The sequence below is a fragment of the Variovorax sp. S12S4 genome (assembly GCF_023195515.1).
Classification (GTDB): Bacteria; Pseudomonadota; Gammaproteobacteria; order Burkholderiales; family Burkholderiaceae_C; genus Variovorax.
The window spans coordinates 3826574-3845471 of the sequence record NZ_JALPKR020000002.1 but is presented as its reverse complement, the minus strand read 5'-3'; the positions used below and the strand labels follow the sequence as shown (position 1 = coordinate 3845471).

Annotated in this window: 19 protein-coding genes; 8 read left to right on the top strand and 11 right to left on the bottom strand. The window is 63.8% G+C overall.

Annotation, left to right across the window (positions count from 1 at the left end; all coding sequences use genetic code 11):
* Positions 1-5: 5 nt before the first annotated feature.
* The 10 genes from M0765_RS18915 to M0765_RS18870 form a co-directional block, all read right to left on the bottom strand.
* Positions 6-467, bottom strand: a complete 462-nt coding sequence (locus tag M0765_RS18915) for a MerR family transcriptional regulator (protein WP_258505359.1) — start codon at positions 465-467, stop codon at positions 6-8.
* Between the two features lie 73 nt (positions 468-540).
* Positions 541-912 carry an integration host factor subunit alpha gene (locus M0765_RS18910; protein WP_258505358.1) on the bottom strand — a complete coding sequence of 124 codons (372 nt, stop codon included), beginning with the start codon at positions 910-912 and terminating at the stop codon, positions 541-543.
* Positions 913-917: 5 nt separating this feature from the next.
* Positions 918-3359: a phenylalanine--tRNA ligase subunit beta gene (gene pheT / locus M0765_RS18905; protein ID WP_258505357.1), complete on the bottom strand. Its 2442-nt coding sequence runs from the start codon at positions 3357-3359 to the stop codon at positions 918-920.
* Positions 3360-3399: 40 nt separating this feature from the next.
* On the bottom strand, positions 3400-4476 hold the full coding sequence (gene pheS, locus M0765_RS18900) for a phenylalanine--tRNA ligase subunit alpha (protein WP_258505355.1): 1077 nt from the start codon (positions 4474-4476) through the stop codon (positions 3400-3402).
* Between the two features lie 113 nt (positions 4477-4589).
* Positions 4590-4949 (bottom strand): 50S ribosomal protein L20, encoded by a 360-nt coding sequence (rplT, locus tag M0765_RS18895; protein WP_012747009.1) that lies wholly within the window; start codon positions 4947-4949, stop codon positions 4590-4592.
* Positions 4950-4973: 24 nt separating this feature from the next.
* Positions 4974-5177, bottom strand: a complete 204-nt coding sequence (gene rpmI / locus M0765_RS18890; protein WP_007832497.1) for a 50S ribosomal protein L35 — start codon at positions 5175-5177, stop codon at positions 4974-4976.
* 168 nt (positions 5178-5345) lie between these two features.
* Complete coding sequence (infC, locus tag M0765_RS18885) at positions 5346-5960, bottom strand: translation initiation factor IF-3 (RefSeq protein WP_157616638.1); 615 nt, start codon at positions 5958-5960, stop codon at positions 5346-5348.
* 104 nt (positions 5961-6064) lie between these two features.
* Complete coding sequence (gene thrS / locus M0765_RS18880) at positions 6065-7972, bottom strand: threonine--tRNA ligase (protein ID WP_126748902.1); 1908 nt, start codon at positions 7970-7972, stop codon at positions 6065-6067.
* Positions 7973-8295: 323 nt separating this feature from the next.
* Positions 8296-9615, bottom strand: coding sequence for an isocitrate lyase (aceA, locus tag M0765_RS18875; RefSeq protein WP_258505353.1), 1320 nt, complete (start codon positions 9613-9615; stop codon positions 8296-8298).
* A 254-nt stretch (positions 9616-9869) separates the two neighbouring features.
* Positions 9870-10298 carry a gamma-glutamylcyclotransferase family protein gene (locus M0765_RS18870; protein ID WP_258505352.1) on the bottom strand — a complete coding sequence of 143 codons (429 nt, stop codon included), beginning with the start codon at positions 10296-10298 and terminating at the stop codon, positions 9870-9872.
* 97 nt (positions 10299-10395) lie between these two features.
* On the opposite strand from M0765_RS18870, the gene M0765_RS18865 reads away from it, so the two are divergent.
* From M0765_RS18865 to M0765_RS18855, 3 genes are read left to right on the top strand one after another with little or no spacing between them, the layout of a single operon-like run.
* On the top strand, positions 10396-11262 hold the full coding sequence (locus M0765_RS18865; protein ID WP_258505351.1) for a DMT family transporter: 867 nt from the start codon (positions 10396-10398) through the stop codon (positions 11260-11262).
* Between the two features lie 40 nt (positions 11263-11302).
* Positions 11303-11635: a hypothetical protein gene (locus M0765_RS18860; RefSeq protein WP_258508501.1), complete on the top strand. Its 333-nt coding sequence runs from the start codon at positions 11303-11305 to the stop codon at positions 11633-11635.
* On the top strand, positions 11542-11859 hold the full coding sequence (locus M0765_RS18855) for an SWIB/MDM2 domain-containing protein (protein ID WP_342456068.1): 318 nt from the start codon (positions 11542-11544) through the stop codon (positions 11857-11859). The genes M0765_RS18860 and M0765_RS18855 overlap by 94 nt, the downstream gene beginning before the upstream one ends.
* A gap of 99 nt (positions 11860-11958) precedes the next feature.
* Here M0765_RS18855 and M0765_RS18850 read toward each other — a convergent pair whose 3' ends face one another.
* On the bottom strand, positions 11959-13677 hold the full coding sequence (locus M0765_RS18850) for a thiamine pyrophosphate-binding protein (protein WP_258505350.1): 1719 nt from the start codon (positions 13675-13677) through the stop codon (positions 11959-11961).
* 93 nt (positions 13678-13770) lie between these two features.
* On the opposite strand from M0765_RS18850, the gene M0765_RS18845 reads away from it, so the two are divergent.
* The 5 genes from M0765_RS18845 to M0765_RS18825 all read left to right on the top strand — a co-directional run bounded on the left by M0765_RS18845 (position 13771) and on the right by M0765_RS18825 (position 18855).
* Positions 13771-14427, top strand: coding sequence for a TetR/AcrR family transcriptional regulator (locus tag M0765_RS18845; protein ID WP_126748897.1), 657 nt, complete (start codon positions 13771-13773; stop codon positions 14425-14427).
* Positions 14428-14571: 144 nt separating this feature from the next.
* Entirely contained in the window at positions 14572-15555 is a 984-nt protein-coding gene (locus tag M0765_RS18840; RefSeq protein WP_258505347.1) for a tripartite tricarboxylate transporter substrate binding protein, read from the top strand.
* A gap of 51 nt (positions 15556-15606) precedes the next feature.
* On the top strand, positions 15607-16770 hold the full coding sequence (locus tag M0765_RS18835) for a Gfo/Idh/MocA family protein (protein ID WP_258505345.1): 1164 nt from the start codon (positions 15607-15609) through the stop codon (positions 16768-16770).
* 10 nt (positions 16771-16780) lie between these two features.
* The gene (locus M0765_RS18830) at positions 16781-17968 is read left to right on the top strand and encodes a dihydrodipicolinate synthase family protein (protein WP_258505344.1); all 1188 of its coding nucleotides are present in this window, start codon (positions 16781-16783) and stop codon (positions 17966-17968) included.
* An 8-nt stretch (positions 17969-17976) separates the two neighbouring features.
* Complete coding sequence (locus M0765_RS18825; protein WP_258505343.1) at positions 17977-18855, top strand: sugar phosphate isomerase/epimerase family protein; 879 nt, start codon at positions 17977-17979, stop codon at positions 18853-18855.
* Positions 18856-18898: the final 43 nt, after the last annotated feature.

Sequence of the window (18898 nt, the reverse complement as noted above, 5' to 3'; positions counted from 1 at the left end):
TGAAATCACCGTCCGACGGTCAGCAGCTCACGAATTTCAAAGAGTTCGCGTCGCAGGTGCAGCAACTGCGACGGATCGATCGTGCGAGTGGCGCTTTCGGATGCGGGATCGTCCTCGTGAACGGCCGCATCGAACTCTTCCTGATCGATTTCGACCGCCTCCATGCCTTCGAGCGGCACCATGCCCGCCTTGCGGCGGTCGCGCTCGCCCTGCACCAGCTCTTGCAGCTTGTTGCGCGCACCGCTGATGGTGAAGCCCTGGTCGTAGAGCAGGTCTCGAATGCGGCGGATCATGAGCACCTCGTGGTGCTGGTAGTAGCGCCGGTTGCCGCGCCGCTTCATGGGGCGCAGTTGCGTGAATTCCTGCTCCCAGTAGCGCAGCACGTGCGGCTTGACGCCGCAAAGCTCGCCGACCTCACCGATGGTGAAGTAGCGTTTGACGGGAATCGGCGGGAGCGCTTTCTCCATTATTTCCATTGAAATCAAGACCGTGCGCGGGAAACCTTAGAGATTACTCTACGCACCCGCGCAGCGCCAAGCACTATTCGGCGCCCAGGCTCCACTCGACCTCGGGAGTACCGTTCTGCTCGATGCTTCCGTGAATCTGTTCCTTCAGCTTGGCGCTTGCGTGAAAGGTGGCAACGCGGCGCTCGCCGATCGGAATGGCTTCACCGGTACGCGGGTTGCGGCCGGGACGCGGCGCCTTCACACGGATCTGAAAATTGCCGAAGCCGGAAATCTTCACGTCCGTGCCTTCGATCAGGCTGTTGGCGATGAGGTCGAAAAACGCCTCGACCATGTCCTTGGATTCGCGCTTGTTCAGGCCGATCTGCTCGAACAGCAGGTCGGCCAGGTGCGCCTTCGTGAGTGCGGGCGTTTCGAGGGCTTCGAGCGTGAATTCCGCGGCGTTCATTCTCATCAACCCCTCAGGCGTGCGCCGAGCTTGGCGCTCAATTGTTCGACGATGGCGCGCACGGCGGGCTCCACCTGCTCGTCCGTCAGCGTGGCGTTGTCGTCCTGGAAGCCCAGGCGCACCGCCATGCTTTTCTCCCCTTGCGCCAGGCCGCCCGATGCCGGCACGGCACCGTCGCGCGCGGGTTGCGGGCGATAGATGTCGAACAGCGTGGCGTCCCGCAGCAGCCCCTGGGCTGCCGCAGCTGAATGGATGGTCTGCATCAACGCATTGTGCGTGACGGCCTCGGCCACCACCACGGCGATATCGCGCTCGACGGCCTGGTGCTTGGGCACAGGCTTTGCCACGGGCACGGGGCGCGCGGCAACCGCGTCGAGGTCAAGCTCAAAAACCACCGGGGCCAGCGCAAAGTCCCACTTCTGGCGCCAGCGCGGATGCAGTTCGCCGACAAAGCCGATGGCCTTGCCGTCGATCAGCACGCGCGCGGAACGGCCAGGGTGGAGGGCTGGATGTTCGGCCGCCTCGAAGCTCGGCACCAGCGGCGCGAGCAATGCTTCGACGTCGCCCTTGGCATCGTAGAAGTCGACGCGGTGCGGCTTGCCGTCCCAGCGTGCTTCTTCGGCATCGCCCCAGGCAAGGCCGGCCACCCGCATCGGCTGGTGTACGCCGCGCACGGTGCTGTCGGTCGTGGCCACGCTGTCGTCGCGCATGAACACGCGGCCAAGCTCGAACACGCGCACACGCGGCGCCTTGCGGTCGAGGTTGAACTTGAGCACCTGCAGCAGCGAGCCGATCAGGGACGAGCGCATCACGCTCATCTGACTGGCAATGGGGTTCAGCAGCTTCACCGGATTGGCGTTGCCCGCCAGGTCCTGCTCCCAATGCGCCTCGACAAAGCTGAAGTTGATGGTTTCCTGGTAGCCGAGCGCCGCCAGGCTGCGACGCACCGCGAAGCGGCTGCGCCGGGCTTCAGGCCGCACGCGCGCCGTGATGGGTGCAAGCGGCGCAGTGGTCGGCAGGTTGTTGAAGCCGATCAGGCGTGCAACCTCTTCGATCAGGTCTTCCTCGATCAGCAGGTCGAAGCGGTGCGGCGGCGGGGTCACGGTCAATGTGCCCTCGCCTTCGCTGAGCGCAAAGCCGAGGCGGCGCAGCGCGTCGGCGCACTGCGCTTGCGAGAGCGGCATGCCGATGACGCGCGCAGCGCGTGCCACGCGCAGCGTGACGGGCATGGCCTCGGGCACATTCAGGATCTTGTCGTCCATGGCGCCGGCCTGGCCGCCGCAGATCTCGACGATGAGTTGCGTGATGCGCTCGATGATCTCCACCGTGCGGCTCGGGTCGACACCGCGCTCGTAGCGATGCCCCGCGTCGGTCGAAAAGTTGAAGCGGCGCGAGCGGCCCTGAACGGCTTCGGGCCACCAGAAGGCGGCCTCGACGTAGATGTTGCGGGTGTCGTCGGACACCGAGGTCGCGTCGCCGCCCATGATGCCGGCGAGCGACTCGACGGCCTCGTTGTCGGCAATCACGCCCACCTTGTCGTCGACGCTGATGGTGTTGCCGTTCAGCAGCTTGAGCTGCTCGCCGGCCTTGCCCCAGCGCACCGTGAGGCCGCCGTGGATCTTGTCGAGGTCGAAGATGTGGCTGGGCTGACCGTATTCGAACATCACGTAATTCGAGATGTCGACCAGCGGCGTCACGCTGCGTTGGCCGCAGCGCGCAAGCCGCTCGACCATCCATGCCGGCGTGGTCACCTTGGTGTTCACACCGCGCACAATGCGGCCCGAAAAACGGCCGCAGAGTTCGGGTGCTTCCACCTTCACCGGCAACACATCGGCAAACGATGCGGCCACCGGCGGGATGGCGGGCGTCTTGAGCGGCGCGCCGGTGAGCGCTGCGAGCTCGCGCGCAACACCGTAGACGCTCAGGCCGTGGGCAAGGTTGGGCGTGAGCTTGAGCGTGAGCAGCGCGTCGTCGAGCTTGAGCACGTCGCGCACGTCGGCGCCAATGGGCGCATCGGCATCGAGCTCGAGCAGGCCGCCGTGGTCCTCGCTGAGCTTCAATTCGCGAGCCGAACACAGCATGCCCTGGCTCTCGACGCCGCGCAGCTTGCCGAGCTTGATGAGAAAGGGCTTGCCGTCTTCACCCGGCGGCAATTCAGCGCCGACCAGCGCGCAGGGCACCTTGATGCCGACACGTGCATTGGGTGCGCCGCACACGATGTTGAGCAAAGCGCCCTGCCCCACATCAACCTGGCACACGCGCAGGCGGTCGGCATTGGGATGCTGCACGGCTTCCTTGATTTCGCCGACCACGATGCGGCTGAAGGGCGGCGCGACGGGGCGGCGCTCTTCGACCTCGAAGCCGCCCATGGTGAGCGTTTCGGCCAGTTCGGCGCTGCCGAGGGGCGGATTGCAGAACTCGCGCAGCCAGGATTCCGGGAATTGCATCTCTTCGATCTCGTATTCGGTTTCTTCTATGGATGGGTGCTTACTGGAACTGCGAGAGAAAGCGCAAGTCGCCGTCGAAGAACAGCCGCAAATCGTTCACGCCGTAGCGCAGCATCGTGAGCCGGTCGGGGCCCATGCCAAAGGCAAAGCCGATGTAGCGCTCCGGGTCGAGGCCCATGTTGCGCACCACGTTCGGATGCACCTGGCCCGAGCCCGCAACCTCGAGCCAGCGGCCTGCCAGCGGGCCGCTCGCAAACTGGATGTCGATCTCGGCGCTGGGCTCGGTAAACGGGAAGAAGCTCGGCCGAAAGCGCAGCACGAGGTCGTCGCTCTCGAAGAAGGTACGGCAGAAGTCCGTGAAGATGACCTTCAGGTCCTTGAAGCTCACGTTCTCGCCGAGCCACAAGCCTTCGCACTGGTGGAACATGGGCGAGTGCGTGGCGTCGCTGTCGACGCGGTAGGTGCGGCCCGGCGCAATCACCCGGATCTCGGGCGCCTTGACGATGCCGGTGGCGTCGGCTGCCGCGGCGGCAAACTCAGCCGCGTACTTCTTGATGTGTTGATGCGCATAACGCACCTGCATCGGGCTGGTGTGCGGACGCAGGTTGTACGGAATGCCGTCGTCGCCGTTCAGGTCGACATAAAAGGTGTCCTGCATCGAACGCGCCGGGTGGTTCGGCGGGTTGTTGAGCGAGGTGAAGCTGTGCCAGTCGCTCTCGATCTCCGGGCCGTCGGCCACGTCGAAGCCCATGCTCGAGAAGATCTCCTCGATGCGCTCCAGGGTGCGGCTCACCGGGTGCAGGCCGCCCGGAATGCGGCGGCGGCCAGGCAGGCTCACGTCGAGGGCTTCTGCGCGCAGCTGTTGCGAAAGCTCTTCGTCCGCCAGCTGCTGGCGGCGCTCGGTCAGTGCGGACTCGATGGCCTGCTTGGCGACGTTGATTGCGGCGCCGCGCGACTTCTTCTCGTCGACGCTGAGCGCGGCCATGCCCTTCATCAGCTCGGTGATGCGGCCCGACTTGCCAAGGAACTGCGCCTTGGCGTTCTCGAGCTCGGCGGGCGTTTTCGCTTCGGCGAAGGCAACGCGTGCGGTGTCGACCAGGGAGTCCAACTCGTTCATAGCAACAAAAAATAGGCGGGGGAAATAAAAAAGAGCTGGAGCCTTTTCAAGCGCCAGCCCTTGTGTCGTGGGCGCAGGAGGCTGCCCGAAGACAGCCGCCCTGCTGTACAGGATCAAGCAGCCAGCTTGGCCTTGACCTGCTCCACGATGCCGGCAAAAGCGGCCTTGTCGTGCACTGCGATGTCCGCAAGCATCTTGCGGTCGATCTCGATTCCGGCCTTGCGGATGCCGTTTGCGAACTGGCTGTAGGTCAGGCCCAGTTCACGCGAGGCGGCGTTGATACGCGCGATCCACAGTTGACGGAAAACGCGCTTCTTGGTGCGGCGGTCACGGTAGGCATATTGCCCAGCCTTCATTACCGCCTGTTTGGCGATGCGGAAGACATTACCGCGGCGACCACGGAAACCCTTGGCGAGTGCGAGAACTTTCTTGTGGCGGGCGCGAGCCGTTACACCACGTTTGACGCGAGGCATGTGTGTACTCCTTGTTCGTCTGAGTTAAATGCCACGGCCTGGCAGCATGGCGGCGACGGAAACCATGTTGGTTTCATGCACTGCCACGGCACCACGGAGGTGACGCTTGTTCTTGGTGGTCTTCTTGGTCAAGATGTGACGCTTGAAGGCTTGACCGCGCTTGACGGTGCCACCGGGACGAACGCGGAAACGTTTTTTCGCGCTGCTCTTGGTCTTCATTTTGGGCATATGAATGCTCCTTTAGTTTGTGCTCGTGAGGCGCCGCGGATACTCCACGGACTTGTTGGCCCCGAGACACTTCTTTACTCCGCCCCTGCCGGCCCTTCTTTCGAAGCGCCAGCAGGGGCGGAATTCTTCAAACCCTGCTATCTCTCTTCCGTCGCTCAGCCAGCCTTTTCAGGCTGCTGCAGGCGCCGACGTCTCCGACGACGCCGGCTTGGCGGTACCGCCGCCCGGCTTCTTGCGGCCCGGAGCGATCATCATGATCATCTGCCGGCCTTCGAGCTTCGGAAACTGCTCGACGACGATCAGGTCGCCAAGCTCATCGCGAATGCGCTGCAGCAAAGCCAAACCGAGCTCCTGGTGCGTGATCTCGCGGCCGCGAAAGCGCAGCGTGATCTTGCATTTGTCACCCTCTTCAAGAAAGCGCTTGATGTTGCGCATCTTGATGTTGTAGTCACCATCGTCGGTACCGGGCCGGAACTTGATTTCCTTGACCTCGATGACCTTCTGCTTCGACTTTGCCTCGGCTGCCTTCTTCTGCTCGTGGTACTTGAACTTGCCGTACTCGATCAGACGGCAGACAGGCGGGTTGGCCGCGGCAACGACCTCGACCAGATCCACGTCAGCCTCACCGGCGAGGCGCAACGCCTCGGAGAGACTCATAACACCCAATGGCTCGTTTTCCGGGCCTACAAGGCGGACTTCCGGGGCCATGATTTCCCGGTTCAGGCGGTGTTGGCGTTCCTCGCGGTGGCGGCGGTCGCGAAATGCAGTAGCGATGGTCAGAATCCTTCAAAAGTTGCTACAAAATCTGTAGCGGACGCCGGTCAGTTCTCGCGAACAAGCGGCATGATTGGGTCAGGCAACACATGTGAGGGTGCTTCCGGGACAAATCAACGCTTGTCAGCAATATCCTGAACGAGCCGTAGTACGAACGATTCGAGGGACATTGCACCGAGGTCTTGATTGCCCCGGGCGCGCACTGCGACGGCACCGGCTTCCTTTTCCTTGTCGCCTACGACGAGGATATAGGGAAGCTTTTGCAACGAATGCTTGCGTATTTTATACGTAATCTTCTCGTTGTGCAGGTCCAGCTGAACCCTAAGCCCTTGATTCTGCAGCGTTTTCGCCACTGAAGCGGCGTAATCCGCCTGCCCTTCGCTGATATTGAGCACCGCCACCTGCACCGGAGCGAGCCATGCGGGCAGTGCGCCGGCATGGTGTTCGATCAGCATGCCGATGAAGCGCTCCAGGCTGCCCACGATGGCGCGGTGCAGCATGACGGGGTGGGCGCGGCCGCTCGATTCCGTCACGTATTCGCCGCCCAGGCGCTCGGCCGTGTTGAAGTCGACCTGCATCGTGCCGCACTGCCACTGGCGGCCCAGCGCATCCTTCAGCGTGTATTCGATCTTCGGGCCGTAGAAGGCGCCGTCGCCGGGCGAGATGATGAAGTCGACGCCCGAGCGGCGCAGCGCCTCCATCACCGCATGCTCGGCCTTGTCCCACAGCTCGTCGGAGCCCACGCGGTTGTCGGGCCGCGTGGCCACCTTGTAGAGGATGTCCGTGAAGCCGAAGTCGGCATACACCTTCTGCAACTGTTCCGTGTACGCAATGCACTCGTCGAGGATCTGGTCTTCCGTGCAGAAGATATGGCCGTCGTCCTGCGTGAAGCCGCGCACGCGCATGATGCCGTGCAGCGCGCCGCTGGGTTCGTTGCGGTGGCACTGGCCGAACTCGCCGTAGCGCAGCGGCAGGTCGCGGTAGCTGCGCAGGTCGCTCTTGAAGATGAGCACATGGCCAGGGCAGTTCATCGGCTTGAGCGCGTATTCGCGCTTTTCCGATTCCGTCGTGAACATGTTGTCGCGGTAGTTCTGCCAGTGGCCCGTTTTCTCCCACAGGCTCTTGTCCAGGATCTGCGGGCCCTTCACTTCCCAGTAGCCCGTGTCGCGGTAGATGCCGCGCATGTACTGCTCCACCGCCTGCCACACGGCCCAACCCTTGGGGTGCCAGAACACCACGCCCGGCGCCACTTCGTCGATGTGGAACAGGTCGAGTTCCTTGCCCAGCTTGCGGTGGTCGCGCTTCTCGGCCTCTTCGATGCGCTGGATGTACTGGTCGAGTTGCTTCTTGTCGGCCCAGGCCGTGCCGTAGATACGTTGCAGCTGCTCGTTCTTGGCGTCGCCGCGCCAGTAGGCGCCGGCCAGCTTCGTCAGCTTGAAGACCTTCAGGAAGCGCGTGTTCGGCACGTGCGGGCCGCGGCACATGTCCACGTATTCCTGGTGGTAGTACAGCCCCATGGCCTGCTCGTCGGGCATGTCCTCGACGAGGCGCAGCTTGTAATCTTCGCCGCGTGACTTGAACACCTCGATGACTTCGGCGCGGGGCGTCATCTTCTTGACCACGTCGTAGTCCTGCGCGATCAGCTCGCGCATGCGCGCCTCGATGGCCGCCATGTCTTCGGGCGTGAAGGGGCGCTCGTACGAGATGTCGTAATAAAAACCCTCTTCGATCACCGGGCCGATGACCATCTTGGCCGTCGGATACAGCTGCTTCACCGCATGGCCGACCAGGTGGGCCGTCGAGTGGCGGATGATCTCCAGGCCCTCGTCGTCCTTGGGCGTGATGATCTGCAGCTTGGCATCGCGGTCGATGACGTCGCTGGCGTCGACCAGTTTGCCGTCGACCTTGCCGGCCACCGTCATCTTGGCGAGCCCCGGTCCGATGGACTGGGCAACTTCGGCCACCGAAACCGGGCCAGGGAACTCGCGGCGCGAGTTGTCGGGAAGCGTGATCTGGATCATGGAAAACCTCGGGCGGAAAAACAAAAAGCGCGGTGATTGGCCGCGCTTTGCCTGGTGTGAGAGCTGGAAGAAACCAGCGAGCGCGGTCTACCGGCCTTTTCCTTCGAAGAAGAAAAAGCCGCTGAATCCTTGCGGAGTAGTTCGCGGTGTCATAACCAGGGTGCCTTTCTCGCTCTTGTTGGGTGCAGAGACCGCGATTCTATCCGCTGCCGGTTCAGGCCGTCGGCATCGGGTCTTGCATGCCCAGACGAAAAAGCCCGGCGCGGGGCCGGGCTCGTAGGTGGCCGCGAACCGCCTATTCAGGCAGTTCGAGTAACGGCCGATCAGTGGAACTGTTCTTCTTCGGTCGAGCCCGTCAGCGCCGTGACGCTGGACTTGCCGCCCTGGATGACCGTGGTCACCTCGTCGAAGTAGCCGGTGCCCACTTCCTGCTGGTGCGACACGAAGGTGTAGCCGCGGTCGCGTGCTGCGAACTCGGGTTCTTGCACCTTCTCGACATAGGCCGACATGCCGCGCTGCACGTAGTCTTGCGCCAGGTCGAACATGTTGAACCACATCGAGTGGATGCCGGCCAGCGTGATGAACTGGTACTTGTAGCCCATGGCGCCCAGTTCCTTCTGGAACTTGGCAATGGTCGCGTCGTCGAGGTTCTTCTTCCAGTTGAACGACGGCGAGCAGTTGTAGGCCAGCATCTTGCCGGGATGCACCTTGTGCACGGCCTCGGCGAACTTGCGGGCAAATTCGAGGTCGGGCGTGCCGGTTTCGCACCACACCAGGTCGGCGTAATACGCGTAGGCAACGGCGCGGCTGATGGCCTGCTCCATGCCCTTCTTCGTCTTGTAGAAGCCCTCGGCGGTGCGCTCACCGGTCAGGAAGGGCTTGTCGTTCTCGTCGTAGTCGCTCGTGATGAGGTCGGCCGCTTCCGCGTCGGTGCGTGCAATCACGAGCGTCGGCGTGCCGCAAACGTCAGCCGCCATGCGCGCTGCGATGAGCTTCTGCACGGCCTCGGTGGTGGGCACGAGCACCTTGCCGCCCATGTGGCCGCACTTCTTGACCGAAGCCAATTGATCTTCGAAGTGCACGCCGCCGGCGCCGGCCTTGATCATGGCCTTCATCAGTTCGAAGCCATTCAGCACGCCGCCAAAGCCTGCTTCGGCATCGGCAACGATGGGGGCGAAATAGTCGACATAGCCCTTGTCGCCCGGGTTCACGTTCTTCGACCACTGGATTTCGTCCGCGCGGCGGAAGGTGTTGTTGATGCGCTCAACCACGTTGGGCACCGAATCCACCGGATACAGCGACTGGTCGGGGTACATCGACGAATAGCTGTTGGCATCTGCCGCAACCTGCCAGCCCGACAGGTAGATGGCCTTCACGCCGGCCTTCACCTGCTGCATGGCCTGCCCGCCCGTGAGCGCGCCGAGGCAGTTGACGTAGGGCTCGTTGTTCACCAGCTCCCAGAGCTTCTCGGCGCCGCGGCGGGCCAGCGTGTGCTCGATGGGGAACGAGCCGCGAAGGCGCACCACGTCGGCCGCGTTGTAGCCGCGCTTGATGCCCTTCCAGCGGGGATTGGTGGCCCAGTCTTTCTCGAGGGCGGCAATTTGCTGTTCGCGGCTCAGTTGTTCGGTAAGGGTCTGGGGCATGGTCACTCCGTGAGGTTGATTGAAGGTTGGGCGCTGCGGCCGTGGAGTTACTTTAAGCGCAAGCAACACTCTTATGTCTTATAGAAGACATATTTTTAGCCCAACAAAATCAAAGGCTTACGGCATTATTTCTCCATGCAAAATTATTTTTCTCATATCGAGAAAAAATATTGCAATGCAGCAGCCTCGCATTTCGCAATGTGCAATCACTGCTTCAGGTGTGAAAAACCATCGCGGCAGCCCACTCATTTCACTCACTTGGCAGCGGCATGCGCAATCCAGTCCCCGCTGCCAATCACCGCACGCCCATTGATCCGATTCGGATGGATTTCGTAGACCAGGCATTCGAACTGCCCGGTTCCGGCATCCACCGTCACACGTCGCTTGATGTATTCGCCGGAGTCGTCGTCCGCAACTTCCTCGAGCACGTCGAGCGCCGCCTCCACCTCGGGCTCGATGCGGTAGATCTCGCCCAGCACGCGTCCTTTGCCGTTCAGCACCAAACCGGGATATGCGCCCAGGTCGTACAAGGTGCCGGGGATGGCGGCGTCGGCCACATGGATCGGTTCAGGCCGAAAGCGCGCGATGTCGTTGCGCCCGCCGCGGCGCAGCGTGCCGTAGACGAAGACATGGCCTGGTGTGCGCACGGCCGGTGCGCCATCGAATTCCAGCGATTGCGGCATCATTGAATCCATCGTTCCCAACAAGCCGTCCAGTCTATTGAACACCGCCGCTCCCGCCTCCAGCCGTCTTGTGGCCTATGGCTGCCTGGCGTTGAGCATGTCTCTCGTCGGCGGCTACGTCGCCCTTTCCAAACCGCTGGTGGCGGCCTTTCCGGTGCTGCTGCTCGCATGGCTGCGGTTCGGCATCGCAGCACTGGCCATGCCGCATTGGCTTCGACGCGCGCCGGACGAAGCGCCCATGAGCGCGCGCACACGCGGCCTCGTCTTCCTGGAATCGTTCCTTGGCAATTTCCTGTTCTCGATCTTCATGCTGTTCGGCGTGAGCCTCACCAGCGCGGTGTCCGCGGGCGTGATCATGGCGTCCATTCCTGCGGCCGTGGCGGTGGCGAGTTGGCTCTTCCTGCGCGAACGCATCACGGTGCGCATCGGCCTTGCCATCGGTTGCGCCGCACTCGGCATTGGCTTGCTGGCCCTCACGCCCGCGCATGCACCGCCGGCCACTGAGGGCGCGGCGCGCTCATCGATGCCCTGGCTCGGCAACCTGCTCGTGTTCTGCGCGGTGCTTTGCGAGACAGCCTACGCGGTGATCGGCAAGTCGCTCACCGGCCACCTGGGGCCCAAGCGGATCTCGTCGCTCATCAACCTCTGGGGCTTCGTTCTGTCGATGCCCTTCGGCATCTGGTTCGCACTGCAGTTCGACTTCTCGGCGGTGCGCGTCGGCACCTGGGCCTTGCTCGTGGTCTACGCACTCGCAGCGAGCATCTGGACCGTGTGGCTCTGGATGACGGGCCTGCGCCATGTGCCCGCTGCGCAAGCCGGTGTTTTCGCGGTGATGCTGCCTGTGAGCGCGGCCCTTGTGGGCGTGCTCGTGCTGGGCGAAAGCCTCTCCGCAGCACAGCTCTTTGCATTCGCGCTCGCGCTCATTGGTGTGGTGCTGGCGACCTGGCCTGAACGCCGGAGGTGAAAACCTCGGGTTCTCCCCTCTGAAAAAACAACAACTCCCAATGAAAAAAGCTCTTTTTCCCTTGGAAACGCGTTTTTTCTCCTTTAGCATCCGCAATGCCACTGGAGACGCAAGTTTTTCATTGGTGACTGTTCAACCAAAAAAGGAAATCAACCATGGCAACTGCAAAGAAGGCTCCGGCCAAGAAAGCTCCGGCAAAGAAGGCCGCTCCCGCCAAGAAGGCTGCGGCTCCTGCAAAGAAGGCCGCACCGGCCAAGAAGGCAGCTCCCGCAAAGAAGGCTGCTCCCTGCGAAGAAGGCTGCACCGGCGAAGAAGGCTCCTGCAAAGAAGGCCGCTCCCGCCAAGAAGCGCACGCCCAACGCCGCGTTCATGAAGGCCCTGACCCCCAGCCCGGCACTCGCCGCTGTGGTCGGTTCGACGCCTCTGCCGCGCACCGCAGTCGTAAGCAAGCTGTGGGACTACATCAAGAAGAACAACCTTCAAGACAAGGCCAACAAGCGCAACATCAACGCCGACGCCAAGCTGAAGGAAATCTTCGGCAAGCCGCAAGTGTCGATGTTCGAACTGGCCGCGCTGATCGGCAAGCACGTCAAGTAAGCGCTCGGGTACTGCGCGTTCATCGCGCTCCCGAATCAAAAAGCCGGCACATGCCGGCTTTTTTTTGGCCGCGCGCGGCGCTCGGCGCGCCTTGCTCGTTCAGCCCCGCGCCTGCGCCGCACGCGTGATCGACGCCAGCGTGCCGCGTGTCGTGATCACCTCCGGGTCGAGCGGAATCTCGATCAGCGTGCCCGTATCTGCCGCCAGTGCGCGCAGCAGCGCCGCTTCGAACTGTGCGGTTTCCGTCACGCGTTCGGCGGCATAGCCATAGGCCCGCGCCAGGCCGCAGAAGTCGGGGTTGCGCAGCGCGGTGCCGCTCGTGCGCTCCGGATATTCGCGCTCCTGGTGCATGCGGATGGTGCCGAACATGCCGTTGTTCAGCAGCACGATGATGCTCTTGCCGCCATGCTGCGAAGCCGTCGCGAGCTCTTGCCCCGTCATCAGAAAATCGCCGTCGCCCGCAATCGTGAAGGCCACCCGGCCGGTCGCAAGGTTGGCCGCAATGCCCGCTGGCACGCCATAGCCCATGGCGCCGCTGGTGGGCGCCAGCTGCGTCTTGCTGCCCTTGGCAAGCCCGTGATATCGGAAATAGCGGTGCACCCAGCTCGCAAAGTTGCCGGCCCCGTTGGTGATGGCCGCATCCGGCGGCAGGTGCTTCTGCAGCAGCGCGACCACCTCCGCCATGTCGACCGGACCGCGCGGCGTTTCAGCCGGCATGCCCGCGAGCGCCTGCGGCTCCAGGTTCGCTTCGTAGTCCGCGTGCGCCTGCGCGGCCCACTCCTCCCACGGCAAGGTATTGGGCGCACTCAGCACCTCGAGGCTGCGTGCCGCGGCGCTCATGCCGGCGTTGATGGCCAGGTCGGCCTGGTAGACGCGGTTGAGCTCCTCCGCGCTCGCGTGGATGTGCACCAGCTTCTGCCTGGCCTTCGGCGCTTCCAGCAACGTGTAGCCACCGGTGGTCATTTCGCCCAGCCGCGGGCCGATGGCGATGATGAGATCACTGTCTTTCACGCGCTGCGCGAGCTTGGGATTGATGGCAATGCCGACGTCGCCCGCGTAGAGCGGATGATGGTTGTCGAAGGTGTCCTGAAAGCGGAACGCATTGGCAACGGGTAGCCGCCAGTTCTCGACAAAGCGCTGCAGCGCCTGCGCGGCCTGCGTCGTCCAGCCGCCGCCGCCCGCAATCACCAGCGGCCGCTGCGACTGAAGCAGCAACTCGCGCAAGGTGCGCAGTGAGCCGGGGTCGCTCCAGGGCTGAACGGCATCCACGCGCGGCAGCGGGCGCGACGCGGTCCGCGTGCGCAGCATGTCTTCAGGCAGCACCAGCACCACCGGTCCGGGCCTTCCGTTCATCGCTGTAGAAAACGCGCGCGCCACGTACTCAGGGATGCGATCCGCGTCGTCGATGCGCTCCACGCGCTTGGCAAAGCCCTTGGTGCTCGGCCCGAAGAAGCTGCCGTAGTCCACTTCCTGGAACGCCTCGCGGTCGCGAAAGTCGCTGCCCACGTCGCCGACGAACAGCACCATAGGCGTGGAATCCTGGAAAGCGTTGTGCACGCCGATGGAGGCATTCGTGGCCCCCGGCCCGCGGGTGACGAAGCACACGCCCGGCCGCCCCGTGAGCTTGCCGTGCGCCTCCGCCATGAATGCGGCGCCGCCCTCCTGGCGATTGACGATGAACCGCGCGCGATCGCGGTAGGCGTGAAAGCCGTCGAGCACGGCCAAAAAGCTTTCGCCCGGAACGCCGAACGCGATCTCCATGCCCTGCTCGACCAGGCATTCGACGATCAGGTGGCCGGCGGGTTGTGATGTACTCATGAGAAGTCGAACCTCAGCTGCAAATGTCTTCGGAATTATGTGCGCCCGCTCCCAACACCTTGCGTTAATTCACCAAATGGTTAAATTCGTGCGATGAAAGCCGCGAAAGATTCCCCACCCGAAGCCATCGAGCCGCGCTCCCGCGATGCCGATCGCTCGCAGCTGGCCATTCTTGCGTCGGCACGCGACGAGTTTGCGCAGCGGGGCCTGGCCGGCGCCCGCATGGACAGCATCGCCGCGCGCGCGGGGCTGAACAAGCGCCTCATCTACTATTACTTCGGCAGCAAGGACGACCTGTTCCTGGCGGTGCTCGAGCGCACCTATGCCGACATCCGCGAGGCCGAGCAGCAGCTGCACCTGGACGAGATCGATCCGGTCGAGGCCATCCGCCAACTGGTCTCCTTCACCTGGCACTACTACCTCGAGCATCCCGAGTTCATCACGCTGCTCAACAGCGAGAACCTGCATTGCGCCGCGCACCTCAAGCGCTCCGAACGCATCCAGGAGATGAACTCGCCGCTGGTGCAACTGCTCGACACGGTGCTCGAGCGCGGCAAGCGCGACAAGCTGTTCCGCGCCGGCGTCGACCCGGTGCAGCTCTATATCTCGATCGCCTCGCTCTGCTATTTCTACCTGTCGAACAACCACACGCTCTCGGCCGTCTTCGGCCGTGACCTGCGCGCGCCCAAAGCCATGGCGCAGCGCCTCTCGCATATGACCGACCTCGTGCTGGGCTACGTGCTGCACTGAGCCTTCGGGCGCCCTTTCTCCATCCCCGGGTATTTACCAATCAGCGGCGGTTGCGCCGCGGCGCCAGCCTTCCTAGAATTGTCTAATTCACTTATTGGTGAATTAATCGATCAGACAAGGCGGCCCGACCGCACGGAGACAACCATGAAGCAACTTGCACGCACCACTGCACTCGCCACGCTCACCTGCCTCGCCGCCTTGATGCCCGGTCTGGCATCGGCGCAGAACGGGTATCCCAACAAGCCTATTCGCGTGGTCGTTCCGTTCGCGGCCGGCAGCACCACCGACATCATTGCGCGCGCCATTGCAGACAAGATGGGCCAGAGCATGGGCCAGACGCTGGTGGTGGACAACCGGGGCGGCGCCAGCGGCACCATCGGCCAACAGGCAGTGGCCACGGCCGCGCCGGACGGCTACACGATCATGATTCACTCGTCGTCGCACACGGTGAGCCCGTCCACCTTCGCAAAGCTCCCGTTCGACACGGTGAACGACTTTGCCGCGGTCACACCCATCTCGTCGCTACCCAATGCGCTGGTGATCTCGCCGTCGAAGAACATCAAGACGCTGCAGGAGCTGGTCGCGGCAGCCAAGGCCAAGCCCGGCACCATCAACTTCGCATCGGCAGGCCAGGGCAGCGCCACCCACCTCAACGCCGAGAAGTTCAAGCTGGCCGCGAAGATCGACGCCACCAACATTCCGTTCAAGGGCTCGGCAGAGGCCGTGACCGAAGTGCTGTCGGGCCGGGTCGACTACTACTTCTCGCCCATTGCACCGGTCATCGGCCAGATCAAGGACGGCCAGTTGTTGGCGCTGGCGGTCGGCTCGCCCAAGCGCGCTGCCGCGCTGCCCGACGTGCCCACTACCGCTGAAGCTGGTGTGCCGGGCTCCGAGTTCAACTTCTGGATCGGCATGATGGCGCCGGCCAAGACGCCGCGCGACATCGTCAACCGGCTGCACGACGAAGTGGCGAAGGCGCTTGCTTCGCCCGAGGTCAAGGAACGCTTCCTGAAGCTGGGCGCCGATGCATGGACGCTCAAGCCCGAGCAGTTCGACACCTACATCAAGGACGAAATCAAGACCAACGCGGCGTTGGTCAAGGCTGCCGGCCTGACGCCCGCGCAGTAATCCGCCCTCTTCTTTCTCCCTTTTCTCCCCAACTCTTTTTCGGCTGAAGACATGGCTACACAACGACTCGGAATCATCATGCACGGCGTCACCGGACGCATGGGCATGAACCAGCATCTGATCCGCTCGATCTGCGCGATCCGCGCACATGGCGGCGTCACGCTGTCGAACGGCGACAAGGTCATGCCCGACCCGATCCTCATCGGCCGCAACGCCGAGAAGATGGAAGCGCTTGCCAAGACGCACAACATCGCCCGCTGGGGCACAGACCTGGACGCGGCGCTGGCCAACAAGGAAGACACCATCTTCTTCGACGCCGGCACCACGCAGATGCGCCCCACGCTGCTGGCCAAGGCCATCCGCGCCGGCAAGCACGTGTACTGCGAGAAGCCGATTGCCACCAACCTGAACGAAGCGGTCGAAATCGCTCGCCTGGCCGAAGGCTCGGGCCTGAAGCACGGCGCAGTGCAGGACAAACTGTTCCTGCCAGGCCTGCGCAAGCTCGACATGCTGCGCCGCGCGGGCTTCTTCGGCCGCATGCTCAGCGTGCGCCTGGAGTTCGGCTACTGGGTGTTCGAGGGCGACCTGCAACCCATTCAGCGCCCGAGCTGGAACTACCGCAAGGAAGACGGCGGCGGCATGATCCTGGACATGATGTGCCACTGGCGCTATGTGCTGGACAACTTGTTCGGCGAGGTCAAGTCGGTGTCGTGCCTGGGCGCCACCCACATTCCCAAGCGCTGGGACGAAGCCGGCAAGCCTTATGAGGCCACCGCCGACGACGCCGCCTACGCCACCTGCGAGCTCACCGGCCACAACGGCGAGCCGGTCATTGCGCAGATCAACATGAGCTGGGTCACGCGCGTTCGCCGCGACGACCTCGTGACCTTCCACGTCGACGGCACCGACGGCTCGGCCGTGGCGGGCCTCTCGAGTTGCCGGGCTCAATCGCGCGTGGCCACGCCGCGCCCGGTGTGGAATCCGGACGAGAAGCAGATGATGAATTTCTTCGACCAGTGGCAGGAGATTCCGGATTCGCAGGTGTACGACAACGGTTTCAAGATCCAGTGGGAGCACTTCATTCGCCACGTGGTCGAGAACGAGCCCTACAAGTGGACGCTGCCCGAAGGCGCCAAGGGCGTGCAGCTGGTCGAGGCCGCGCTCGAGTCGTGGAAGGAACGCCGCTGGATCGACGTGCCCGCGCTGAAGGTCTGAGGCAGGCAGCATGGCACTTTCGCTGACCCTTCCCACCGCGAGCGGCTCGCTCGCGCCCTACGCCCTGCGCGGCACCGCGCCGGTCAAGCCCGAAGCGGGCGTCAAGTTCAACCGCATTGCCTATTCGGCCGCGCACGTGGTGGCCGATCCGCTGGCCGCGGTGGACCCGTGGCTACAGGCTGCAGTCGACTGGGACACCACCATCGCCTACCGCCGCCACTTGTTCTCGCTGGGCCTGGGCGTGGCCGAAGCCATGGACACCGCGCAGCGCGGCATGGGCCTGGACTGGCCGACCTCGCTCGAGCTGATCCGCCGTTCGCTCGATGCGGCGAAGGACGTGCCCGGCGCGCTGGTGGCCTCGGGCTGCGGCACCGACCACCTGAACATCGACGACGTGAAGAGCGTCGACGACGTGATCCGCGGCTACGAAGAGCAGATGGCCGCCATCGAGGCGCTTGGCGGCAAGCTGATCGTCATGGCCAGCCGCGCCCTCGCCCGCGTGGCCAAGAGCCCGGCCGACTATGAGCGCGTGTACGACCGCATCCTGAGCCAGGCAAAGCAACCGGTGGTGCTGCATTGGCTGGGAGACATGTTCGACCCTGCGCTGGCGGGCTACTGGGGCAACAAGGACACCGATGCGGCCATGGACACGGCGCTCGCCGTGATTGCTGCGCATCCGCACAAGGTGGACGGCATCAAGATTTCGCTGCTCGACAAGGACAAGGAAATTGCGATGCGCCGCCGCCTGCAGGCAGGTGTTCGCATGTACACCGGCGACGATTTCAACTACGCAGAATTGATTGCCGGTGACGGCTTCGGCAGCGAGCCGACGCACGGCAAGAGCGATGCGCTGCTGGGTATCTTCGACGCCATCGCGCCCGCAGCAAGTGCGGCGCTGGGCGCGCTGGCGCAAGGCAACACCGAGAAGTTCCACGCGATTCTCGGCCCCACGGTGCCGCTGTCGCGCCACATCTTTGCGGCGCCCACGCGCTTCTACAAGACCGGCGTGGTGTTCATGGCCTGGCTCAACGGCCACCAGAAGCACTTCGCGATGGTGGGCGGCCAGCAGAGCACGCGGTCGCTGCAGCACTTTGCCGAGTTGTTCCGGCTGGCCGATGCGGCCAACCTGCTGGAGCAGCCGGAACTGGCGGTGCGGCGAATGAAGACGCTGCTGGCACTGCACGGCGTGGAAGGCTGAGCAAGCTCATGCGCGATTTCTCGCAGAACCACGACTGGCTGTCGATCAATACGGCGACCATCCGCAAGCAGTCGGGCGCCGAGGTGCCGCTGGACCGCATCATCGACCAGTGCGCCGAACGCGGCATTCGTGCGATCAGCCCTTGGCGCGATCAAGTGGCCGCCGTCGGCCTCAACAAGATCGCGACGCAGTTGAAGGCGCACGGCATCGGCCTCTCGGGCTATTGCCGGGGCGGCTTCTTCCCCGCGCCCGATGCGGCAGGCCTGAAGGCCGCGCTGGACGACAACCGCCGCGCCATCGACGAGGCCAAGACGCTGAATGCGCCCTGCCTGGTCTTGGTGGTCGGCGCGCTGCCCGGCGCGCTCGACGGCAAAGCGGCCTACAAGGACATCGGCCGTGCGCGCGGCGAAGTGCGCGACGGCATCGCCGCCTCGCTGGAGTACGCCCACGAAGTCGGCATGCCGCTGGCCATCGAACCCTTGCACCCCATGCAAGCAGCCGACCGCGCCTGCATCAACACGCTCGAACATGCACTGGACATTTGCGACGAGCTCGATGCAGGCAAGAGCGGCATGCTGGGCGTGGCGCTGGACATCTATCACGTGTGGTGGGACCCGAAGCTGCAGCAGCAGATCGCCCGCGCCGGCCGCGAGCGCCTGCTGGCGTACCACGTCTGCGACTGGCTCACGCCGACACGCGACTTGCTGTCTGACCGCGGGATGATGGGTGACGGCGTCGTGGAACTCAAGAAGATCCGCGGCTGGGTCGAAGAGGCGGGCTTTGCGGGATTCAGCGAAGTCGAGATCTTTTCGAACCTCGACTGGTGGCAGCGGAGCGGTGACGAGACGCTCGATGTGTGTATTGAGCGGCATAAGCAGGCTGTTTGAATTTTTTGCCTGTGGGCGCATTCGGGATCGTGTTCAGGGCGTG

Bases quoted from the DNA above. Each gene is read 5' to 3' on its own strand.
- M0765_RS18915 (WP_258505359.1), bottom strand. From the start codon at position 467: ATGGAGAAAGCGCTCCCGCCGATTCCCGTCAAACGCTACTTCACCATC.
- M0765_RS18860 (WP_258508501.1), top strand. From the start codon at position 11,303: ATGAAAAAAGCTCTTTTTCCCTTGGAAACGCGTTTTTTCTCCTTTAGC.
- M0765_RS18830 (WP_258505344.1), top strand. From the start codon at position 16,781: ATGGCACTTTCGCTGACCCTTCCCACCGCGAGCGGCTCGCTCGCGCCC.
- aceA (WP_258505353.1), bottom strand. From the start codon at position 9,615: ATGCCCCAGACCCTTACCGAACAACTGAGCCGCGAACAGCAAATTGCC.
- M0765_RS18825 (WP_258505343.1), top strand. From the start codon at position 17,977: ATGCGCGATTTCTCGCAGAACCACGACTGGCTGTCGATCAATACGGCG.
- M0765_RS18840 (WP_258505347.1), top strand. From the start codon at position 14,572: ATGAAGCAACTTGCACGCACCACTGCACTCGCCACGCTCACCTGCCTC.
- thrS (WP_126748902.1), bottom strand. From the start codon at position 7,972: ATGATCCAGATCACGCTTCCCGACAACTCGCGCCGCGAGTTCCCTGGC.
- M0765_RS18865 (WP_258505351.1), top strand. From the start codon at position 10,396: ATGTCTCTCGTCGGCGGCTACGTCGCCCTTTCCAAACCGCTGGTGGCG.
- rpmI (WP_007832497.1), bottom strand. From the start codon at position 5,177: ATGCCCAAAATGAAGACCAAGAGCAGCGCGAAAAAACGTTTCCGCGTT.
- M0765_RS18835 (WP_258505345.1), top strand. From the start codon at position 15,607: ATGGCTACACAACGACTCGGAATCATCATGCACGGCGTCACCGGACGC.
- M0765_RS18870 (WP_258505352.1), bottom strand. From the start codon at position 10,298: ATGCCGCAATCGCTGGAATTCGATGGCGCACCGGCCGTGCGCACACCA.
- rplT (WP_012747009.1), bottom strand. From the start codon at position 4,949: ATGCCTCGCGTCAAACGTGGTGTAACGGCTCGCGCCCGCCACAAGAAA.
- pheT (WP_258505357.1), bottom strand. From the start codon at position 3,359: ATGCAATTCCCGGAATCCTGGCTGCGCGAGTTCTGCAATCCGCCCCTC.
- M0765_RS18910 (WP_258505358.1), bottom strand. From the start codon at position 912: ATGAACGCCGCGGAATTCACGCTCGAAGCCCTCGAAACGCCCGCACTC.
- M0765_RS18845 (WP_126748897.1), top strand. From the start codon at position 13,771: ATGAAAGCCGCGAAAGATTCCCCACCCGAAGCCATCGAGCCGCGCTCC.
- M0765_RS18850 (WP_258505350.1), bottom strand. From the start codon at position 13,677: ATGAGTACATCACAACCCGCCGGCCACCTGATCGTCGAATGCCTGGTC.
- pheS (WP_258505355.1), bottom strand. From the start codon at position 4,476: ATGAACGAGTTGGACTCCCTGGTCGACACCGCACGCGTTGCCTTCGCC.